Origin of the sequence: Pseudomonas sp. NPDC090755, assembly GCF_044769005.1 — a bacterium.
Classification (GTDB): Bacteria; Pseudomonadota; Gammaproteobacteria; order Pseudomonadales; family Pseudomonadaceae; genus Aquipseudomonas.
Genome location: NZ_JBIVXC010000004.1, coordinates 316,700 through 325,021, shown reverse-complemented (window position 1 = coordinate 325,021; position 8,322 = coordinate 316,700). Strand labels below are relative to the sequence as shown.

Annotated in this window: 11 protein-coding genes and 1 pseudogene; 4 read left to right on the top strand and 8 right to left on the bottom strand. The window is 54.1% G+C overall.

Going from position 1 to position 8,322, the window contains the following annotated elements:
* Both ACIQUS_RS09825 and ACIQUS_RS09820 read left to right on the top strand, forming a co-directional pair.
* Nucleotides 1-666, top strand: a pseudogene (locus ACIQUS_RS09825) (hypothetical protein); the annotation flags it as partial.
* A 65-nt stretch (nt 667-731) separates the two neighbouring features.
* A complete protein-coding gene (locus ACIQUS_RS09820) occupies nt 732-1,022 on the top strand; it encodes a tail fiber assembly protein (protein WP_403046100.1) in 291 nt (96 codons plus the stop codon).
* Between the two features lie 122 nt (nt 1,023-1,144).
* Here ACIQUS_RS09820 and ACIQUS_RS09815 read toward each other — a convergent pair whose 3' ends face one another.
* Together ACIQUS_RS09815 and ACIQUS_RS09810 are read right to left on the bottom strand one after the other, a co-directional pair.
* Nucleotides 1,145-1,498 (bottom strand): transposase family protein, encoded by a 354-nt coding sequence (locus tag ACIQUS_RS09815; RefSeq protein ID WP_403046097.1) that lies wholly within the window; start codon nt 1,496-1,498, stop codon nt 1,145-1,147.
* Nucleotides 1,495-2,436: a Bro-N domain-containing protein gene (locus tag ACIQUS_RS09810; protein ID WP_403046094.1), complete on the bottom strand. Its 942-nt coding sequence runs from the start codon at nt 2,434-2,436 to the stop codon at nt 1,495-1,497. Before ACIQUS_RS09810 ends, ACIQUS_RS09815 begins: the two co-directional genes overlap by 4 nt.
* A gap of 370 nt (nt 2,437-2,806) precedes the next feature.
* Here ACIQUS_RS09810 and ACIQUS_RS09805 point away from each other — a divergent pair, with 370 nt between their 5' ends.
* A complete protein-coding gene (locus ACIQUS_RS09805; RefSeq protein ID WP_403046091.1) occupies nt 2,807-3,463 on the top strand; it encodes a glycoside hydrolase family 19 protein in 657 nt (218 codons plus the stop codon).
* A gap of 124 nt (nt 3,464-3,587) precedes the next feature.
* On the opposite strand, the gene ACIQUS_RS09800 is transcribed toward ACIQUS_RS09805, so the two are convergent.
* On the bottom strand, nt 3,588-4,214 hold the full coding sequence (locus tag ACIQUS_RS09800) for a hypothetical protein (RefSeq protein ID WP_403046088.1): 627 nt from the start codon (nt 4,212-4,214) through the stop codon (nt 3,588-3,590).
* A gap of 313 nt (nt 4,215-4,527) precedes the next feature.
* Between ACIQUS_RS09800 and ACIQUS_RS09795 the strand changes: the two genes are divergently transcribed.
* Nucleotides 4,528-4,737 carry a hypothetical protein gene (locus tag ACIQUS_RS09795; RefSeq protein WP_403046085.1) on the top strand — a complete coding sequence of 70 codons (210 nt, stop codon included), beginning with the start codon at nt 4,528-4,530 and terminating at the stop codon, nt 4,735-4,737.
* Nucleotides 4,738-4,744: 7 nt separating this feature from the next.
* Here the strand turns inward: ACIQUS_RS09795 and ACIQUS_RS09790 are convergent, their stop codons facing one another.
* The 5 genes from ACIQUS_RS09790 to ACIQUS_RS09770 all read right to left on the bottom strand — a co-directional run.
* Nucleotides 4,745-5,062 (bottom strand): hypothetical protein, encoded by a 318-nt coding sequence (locus ACIQUS_RS09790; RefSeq protein WP_403046082.1) that lies wholly within the window; start codon nt 5,060-5,062, stop codon nt 4,745-4,747.
* Nucleotides 5,063-5,373: 311 nt separating this feature from the next.
* A complete protein-coding gene (locus tag ACIQUS_RS09785) occupies nt 5,374-5,574 on the bottom strand; it encodes a hypothetical protein (RefSeq protein WP_403046079.1) in 201 nt (66 codons plus the stop codon).
* 111 nt (nt 5,575-5,685) lie between these two features.
* On the bottom strand, nt 5,686-6,348 hold the full coding sequence (locus ACIQUS_RS09780; RefSeq protein WP_403046077.1) for a DUF4145 domain-containing protein: 663 nt from the start codon (nt 6,346-6,348) through the stop codon (nt 5,686-5,688).
* Nucleotides 6,349-6,778: 430 nt separating this feature from the next.
* Entirely contained in the window at nt 6,779-7,210 is a 432-nt protein-coding gene (locus ACIQUS_RS09775; RefSeq protein ID WP_403046074.1) for a hypothetical protein, read from the bottom strand.
* Nucleotides 7,211-7,942: 732 nt separating this feature from the next.
* Nucleotides 7,943-8,322: hypothetical protein (locus tag ACIQUS_RS09770; protein WP_403046071.1), on the bottom strand; the 380-nt coding region annotated here is incomplete at its 5' end.

Sequence of the window (8,322 nt, the reverse complement as noted above, 5' to 3'; positions counted from 1 at the left end):
GCTGACGAGGTCATCGTCGGCACAGTGTTGGGTGGACAAGCGTATCGCCTGAGCAGCTTCAGTAAGACGGTGAACCTGGGTACCACCGGGGCTGGTGGTATGGATACCGGTGCCGCGCCGGTTAACGGATTTGTGGCGCTGTACGCCATCTACAACCCGACCACCGATACCTCCGCCTTGTTGGCGAAAAATGCCACCGCGGCGGTCCAACCCCCGGTGTACGGCGGGGCCAACTTGCCCAGCGGCTACACCGCTTCGGCGCTGCTGACGGTGGTACCTACCAATGCCAGCGGTCAGTTCAAGATCTGCACCGTCAGGGACCGCAAGGTCGCGATTCAGCTGGGCACGTTCTTCTCGTTCTCGGCGAACATTCCAGGGCAGAACATTTCGATCGCCAACTTCGTGCCGTTCAACGCCAAGGAAGTCTGGGGGGAGCTGTCGGCATCCTGCACCGCTACAGCCAACATCAGTGTCTCGGTAAACGGCGACAACGCTACCGGTCAGTCACAGCAGAACCTCTCCACCTACATAGGTTCGGTGTCTGCGGTGTTCATTGGCAACTTTGCCAACGTGCTGATGACCACGCCGCAGACGGTCGGCATTGGAGCCAACACCACGGCGGGCACGCCGTCGTTCAACTACTACGTCGGGGGCTACTCGCTATGAGCATCGTGTATGTGTACGTTGTGGATGGTGCAATCGTCGGCCTATCCGGGTCACCGCAGAGCCCGATGAACGAAATCGAGTGGGTGGAGATGGAGGACAGTGACCCGGCGGTGCTCCAGTGGGTGGAGGCCCGGAAGCCCAGCGCGGCAGCATTGGTGCTCGCCAAGCGGGATTCGTTGCTGCGGACGTCGGCAACCCGGATCGCCCCGCTGCAGGATGCAGTCGACATTGAAGAGGCCACGGACGCCGAGAAGGCCGAACTGGTCCTGTGGAAGAAGTACCGCGTGGCGCTCAATCGGGTCCAGGATCAGCCAGGCTACCCGGGCACCGTCAGTTGGCCGACCATTCCCGGCTGAGTTCGGCGGAAGCCAATCACACCCGCCTTGAGCGGGTTTATTTGGGTATTCGGAAAATCCTGTTGGTAGAGGACTTCCCGAAACCCGAATCTCAAATTGATGGGGGTGTTGATGGGGCGTGGTTAGCGCAGGCCTTGGATGCTCACGAGTGCCTTGCGGATGATGTAGTCGTAGCACCGCTTCGTCATGCGGTGATCCTCGGCCATCTCGTCGAACCTCGGCGTGAAGGTCGATTCACAGCTCTTGCACTGGAAGCGCCGCTGCACAGCCCACAGGGTCACACGGTCGCCGTGCATGGGCACATCCCGGTACTTCACCTGCTTTTTGCCGAAGCGGACGATCTGGCCGATGGTGCCGCAGGTGTGACAGGCAGGCGGGTCGGGGTACTCCAGCTGGAAGTGGTAGTCGTGTTCCTCCTCCTGGAAGCCCAGGACTTGAGCTTTCAAGGGGTGCAGCATTGTTGCCGGTGCGTTCAAACGTTTTCTCCATTCGGTTTTACAGCGTACCGGTGAGGGCTCTCAGCGATTACGCCGAGCCCACGAATTGCGGATAGCAGCGACTCCACCTTGTTACGGTAGGTGCGAAGCTCCCACCAAGCCCCTTCAACCGAGTACCCCTCCCGGGTCAGCTCACACAAGACGGCCTCACACGGAGACCTGAACGGCTCGCGAAGGTCGGACAGGCTGACATCTAGCCAGGCCTGAGAGCTGTTCCGAATCGTCAGCATTTCAGGGCGACGGCAAGTAAGAGCGTCGACAGGGAAGTGAATGTTCAAGCGGCGGGGCTGCTTGGGCTCTTGCTTTGGTAGCCACTCGCCTTCCAGCGCATATGCCGCGATGAAGTTGCGGGCGGAATCAAGCTGTTCAGCAGGAATGTCGGCAGCGGAACGCACACCGAAAGCAGCGTGAGTCTGCGACCAGATCTTTGCAGTGGCACGGCGCTGAATTGCGGCGGACAGGCTCGACACCTTGCCCTTCACCACAGCACCGAGCATGTGAAAGCCATCGGTGCCGATTGTTTGACCTACTAGGGTCGCCATGCGGTTGTCAGCATCCTCATACCGGCCTTGCTTACGGATGGCTGGCAGCACCTCGTCGCACACCCAGGCCTCGAAGCGCTGGGCCTCTTCCTTCCGGCTCTTGATGATCAGGCGATAGAGGTTGCCCTCGTCGATGAGCGTCATGACCTGGGTACGGCGAGCACGCGATCTGGTGTCGCGATTCGCTACGTCAGATCTGATGTCACCAGTAGTTACACCAGATACGCGGCAGTTATCCGTAATGGCCTTGCGGCTGTTTGCGTAGCCCAGTACAGCACATACGTCGGCAGCAACAAACCATGGCTGATCATCGATCAACACGGTACGAACTTCGCGGGTTTCAAAGCGGAACGGAATGACTTGGGCTGATTGCATGGCGGTGATCCTCTTAAGTCTTGCTGACCGCGCCCCTGAGACCAATCAGGTGAGCGGAACCGTGCGGGTTGGTCTACCGGTAAGAGGGCCGGCGAGCCCGAAGGCTCCCACGCACGGCCCGCCCATAACGGGTGCAGCCATGCTTCGGGCACAAAAAAACCGCTCATTGCGGCGGTTGTGTGTGTCCGCCTCTTAAACCGGGAGACCAATCCCAGGCCGCAGGATTTACTGCGACGAGCGAAAGGTATTCCGCCAAGGGCGGCGTGTCAACAATGTTTTCCGTTGGAGAAATTGAAGTGTAGAACCCTATGCGAAGGGCCTAATCAACAACCTTTTCCGAATACCCGTTTATTTTTGCCTGGAGAAACGCATGCCTCTCATCGAGCAGCAGTTGCTGCAGATCCTCCCCAAAGCCCGCCCAGTCGCGGGCATTTTTTTGCCTGCACTGAACCGGGCCATGGCGCGCTACAAGATCGACAACCGGGTGCGCCAAGCGGCGTTCCTGGCCCAGGTCGGGCACGAGTCTGGCCAACTGCGGAATCTGGTGGAGAGCCTGAACTATAGCGTCGAAGCGCTGTTTGTGAAGTTCAGCCGTGAGCGCATCAGCGAGGCCAGTGCCCGGGCCTATGGCCGTACTGACGGGCGCCCGGCCAATCAGCAGGCGATCGCGAACAACATCTATGGCGGCGCGTGGGGGGCGGAAAACCTCGGCAATACGAAGTCCGACGACGGCTGGCGATTCAGGGGGCGCGGTCTGCTGCAGGTCACTGGCCGGGCGAACTATTCCGCTGCCGGCGCCGGCCTGGGCATACCACTGGAAGTTGAGCCGCAGCTGCTCGAGCAGCCGGAGCACACCGCCATGTCCGCCGCTTGGTGGTGGGCGAAGCACGGCCTCAACGAACTGGCCGATGCCGGCCGCTTCCAGGACATCGGTAGCATCATCAACACCGGCAAGCCGGGGAGGGTGCCGCATGGTGCCGCTGAGCGAAAGGCGCTGTATGACCTGGCGCGGAAGGTGTTGGCGTGATTTCCTCGACGTCGGTGAGAGCCCCAGATATACATTGAGGCACATTCTGTGCCTAGGGTGGTGCCACATGGAAACAACAACCTTCAGAACTGGCCAGCGCCTCAGAAATTATGATTCACTATTACTAAGTTTTGCTGTGCTGCTCAATGTATTTGTTGAGTTCATCAAGTGCTCTTAGAGTGGTGTCTCTAAGCTCCTGGTACTTTATGTTTGCCTTTTTTAGTACTAGCTTTTCTTCTGCTGATCTAGGTGGGCTCATTCTGGCTAAAGTGCTCAGCAAGGAGGCTCTTGAGTTTAATGATTGATTGATTGCTAGGTATGCTGGCTGAAGCACAAAGTCGCTATTTTCTGATTCTATATCTGATAGTAATTTATGTAGTGTGGTTAGAACGCTGTGGAAGTTTGAAACTACAGCTTCCCAGTCGCTTTGGGTTGGGTGCTCTATTTTGATGTATTGATCTAGTGATTGTATTATCGTAATGTTTTGGTGGGCGGTAAGGTTGTTTATTTTTTTGCTTATGCTGATTAGGCGATCTCTTTCTCGTTTTGCAGCTATGTACTCGTAGCCTTCGTTGCCGGTGATGACTAGGTGTTTTATTCCATCAGTCAGTTTTATTAGTGCGTCGCCAGCTGAACCAATAACCTCTACTAGCTCATTTAATGCTAGAATTCTTGCATTTAAAGGTGCTGGGTATGCGATTGGGGAGATAATTATTAGTGGGATTATTTTTATTATTGTTCGCCTGTGCATTTTTTGTCTCCGCTTCTTGTATCTGGCTCAGGGGGCTCTGAAACTATAAGGTCAGTTAGACTATATTTTCTAAATGTGCTTTCCCTATTTTCAATTGATCCTGAGTCGCTCGGAAGCTTTGGTGGGATCGCCCAGTAACAGAACCGTCTGCCCAATAGTTTATTGGATGTCGCCAAGACCGCTGGTCACTGGTCGCGCTGGCTCAGCCTTTCGCATACATCCAACACTCTGTAATACCCTCACTTTCAGCATAGCCGCTTTAAGATGAACAGCGGCCTATACTGCTTTGACGTGTTGGGAGGAGCGCTTGAGCATGCAGAAAACCTTGGCGGGAATCCTGGAGGCGGGCGAGCCGCTGATTCAGCAGGCCATTGATGCGATGAGGCGCTACCACGAGGCCCAAGACTGCAATGAGCCACCAGAGGTGGTCGAGCGTCTACGGCTTGAGGCTGAGTCGCTGTACCAGGCTGTCACCGAGTACCAGTTGCGCTCGTTGGGCGGTTCCGCGTACACGCTGCATTGACCGCGGTTCAACTCCGAGTGCTTGGTGCCGTAGGCATAGAGCCCCAAGTCGGTGCTGGTCCCTTCATCTGTTGGTTCTTCAAGTTGGTGTTCTCAACGTGAGCGTCAGACAGGGCCCATGTCAGGCGCTCATTCATCTCATTCAGCCTGCTGATCTTGGCAGCCTGGGCCTGGTGGATTGCCACCAGCTTCTCGACATTCTCTCTGGCCCGGTCAAGCTCGAGCCGTAGCTGATCGCACTCGGCCTCTACCAGGCGCGCATGCTGTCGCAACATTTCAATGGGCGTGGGTATGCCCAGCGCGAAGCTGTCGTCTTCGATGATCAAGGTGCCACCTATAAATACTGTTTGGATATACAGTAATCGAGGCGCTTGGTTCTGGCCAGCCCTGGGTGATGAGCTGCAGGGGAGGCGGTTTCAGGATCCGGAGACAATGGTGGTGAGCCTGGAAATCAGCGCTCATCCTGAGCGCAGAAAGTTCCGCCTTGTCCTCAGAAGATGGTTACCAGAAGACAGGAATGACAGAAGTCAGGAGAAACGCAGTGCAGCAAAGATAACTGACGATCCTCCAGTGCCTGGGAGGGTTGAAATAAACGATCCCCGACAGGAAGAGCCCAATAAGAACGTAGCCAGTGAAGTCAGTCATTTTGATTCTCCAGCACCGTAACCACGCCCGAAAATTCGAGCGTCCCCGGTGCACAAATGACTAATCGGACACGATTTCGAAAATCTTGACTGCCGACAGGATTTTTTTGCTGGCCGCTGTAGAGCGGGGGGATTTTTTCGGTCGGCAGAACGCCGGAGGGAGGGGCGGCTGTACCACTTTTTGTACCAATCATTGTGTTTTGCTGTGTATTCGCGTGTAGGGCAGGGTGGCGAAACCCCCGTATTTACTGGGTTTCGCCACTCAGGTCCACGCGACAAATCGCAAAAAACATCTCTGGAGTATGTCAAGGGGGGGCGTTCTTCGGTGTTGGGGCGAGGCGTGGTGGAGTTTTTTTGGTCAATTCTGTAGCTGACCTTCGAAGAGCATGCTTCTGTAGCAAATTCTCGACTATGTCCATGACATGAGCAACCTGCTCACTTTCCGGCAAAAAACCTCGATGAGCCGCGGCATGGCCTGCTTCGAGTGCAGCGACAAGAGCTGTTTTGTCTTGGTCTCCGAGATGTCCTTCGCTCACCAGTGAGTTCATTTTTTTTTCAAATCCCCCAACATCCCCAACGGAGTCGTTCATGTACATATCAACAAGGGTTCTGGCCCCCATGATCGCCAGCCTTCGACTATCTGCGTGTAGTGCTTTATAGGTTTCCTTGAGCATGGATTGCCATGAGTCAGGTAAGCGATCCACCCATGAGGGAAGCCTTCTCGAGACTCTTGGCGGATAAAATTCGCTTTGGTCGTTCCAGTCGGTATCTGAATGCCACCAGTCAACCCGGAGTGAGATCTCCTCACACCCTCGACATTCGATGAGCTTGCTGGTTTTAATCACAATCCAGTCAAAGTCCTCAAAGAAGCCTTGGTGATCCTGTGCCTTCTCGGCAATGCAATCGTGTTTTGTGAGTCTGGCGCACTGGTTGCAATGAGACCAGATTGGCACCTTGTTTTTAGGCATCGCTAGGCCCTCGCGTTCTCCAGCCGTAGTAGCTCATACCTTGAGCAAACCGATGCTGGAATCGATTCCAAAACTGAATCGCCGGCCCTTGCAGTATATGGCTTGTAGCCGTGCAGGTTCGCCTTTGTTTTGGAACCGATTCAACCCTTGACGCCGCATGAAATGGGCACTAATGGTACGGTCTTGAAAACCGCTGCCAAGCACCAGGCCCACGGCAATTGGCTGAGCGGTCGCAGCACTCTGCCGACGTTGGAGAGGTCGATAGCGGGTGTTAGAGGCTGGCCGCTATCGACCCGATGCAGCCAGTCAGCATCGGCAGAAACCGGCCAGTTGCAGACCTTCGTGACAGGCAGCAACCAGCCAATAGCGGGCCTTATTGGTAAACCTCACCGATCACCTCCATGCTTAAAATTCTCGATAAAATCATTATCTACTTTTTCTTTAGGGACCTATCAAATTCGTAGTACATAATTTTATCACTTGGAACCAACACCGTACCAAACTCAACTGGAACTGTTTTTACTATTCTCTTTAGCTGATCACTGGGCAAATGAAATAATTTTACCTGAACCTGATTCAACTCAACAACATCATAATCCCTCTTGGCTTCTATACCGGCAGCCTTAGTTTCTATCCGGCCTAGACGATAACTAAAAATTGCGTACTGCTGGTCACGAGAGAGATCAGCATTTGTAACTAATTTTTCAAAATCCGAATACCTGATAATAGATGCAATGCAGGCTTTGGCACATGGCGGGTCAGGTTCAAAAGGAACTTTGTTGCACTTACACTTTATGCTCTCACCATAAACCTGAAAAGAAGCAACAGCCAAACATGCAGAAAGCAGGAAATATTTTTTCATGACTTCTCTGCCCCACCACTTGATCCTCGACAAAAAATCCACCACACCATATATAAAACCAACCAAATCCCGAAAAAAATAATTGCTAGCCGCAGATGCCACAACTGTGCGGCATACGTCCCATTTGCGGCCACGAAGATTTCCTTTATCTTATCAGGAACACTTGTAACTGTGGCTGCCAGGTACTGCCGAAGAACAGAGTCTCCAGCAAGAATTGATTGAATCAAACACCACCACGCTGGAAGTAGAAAAAAATAAAACATTCTCGCCAGCCTAGTAGCTGGACTCACGTGAGACGTCCCTATTACTAGTACTACACTACCACCCAAAAGCGCGACCGCTAAGTTCACTAATTGCTGCGAGCTTCCAGATATCGCAGAAAATGACGTTAAAAGATGTTCCATTCCAAGCCTCCGCCACCGCTCCAGTGTGAGCCTGAGTCACCTCAGATAGTAGCTCAGTTGCGACCGCAGGGATTCGGGGTCGGGTGAGCTGCTCCCCCTCACAAACGCGTACTTTTGACAATCTGTTGAGGTCCTTCAGCACGCTTAGGAGTCTTCGGCCATCAGGCCTAACGATAGTCTGATTTCAGCGGCATAATGGGCGTTCATGAGCGTCCGATGCTGGCCGCGAGCTAACCACTGGGGCAGACGAAAGAGGGTATTGCAGGGCACGACCAAGCCAAGTCTAGCGGGTCGTGGCTAGAGGAATCTACCTGAAGCTTGCTGACGGTTACTTTGGGTCTAGCTCTCTCAACTTAGCTTGCAAGCATTGATTATACCTAGCAGGCCCATTCATCTTGTCATTCACGCAGGCGCTTTCAATGGACTGATGTTCTGATGTGCTTAGCGTGCGTAGGTCAGGTTGCTTCGGCCCCGCATTGAAGGCTTTCAGCTGGCTCGTCAGGCATTGATTGTAGGCAGCGGGCCCATTCATCTTGTCCATCACACAAGCGCTCTCAATGGACTGATGTTCTGATGTGCTTAGTGTACGCAGATCAGGTTGCTTGGGCCCCGCATTGAAGGCTTTCAGCTGGCTCGTCAGGCATTGATTGTAAGCAGCGGGCCCATTCATCTTGTCCATCACACAAGCGCTCTCAATGGACTGATGTT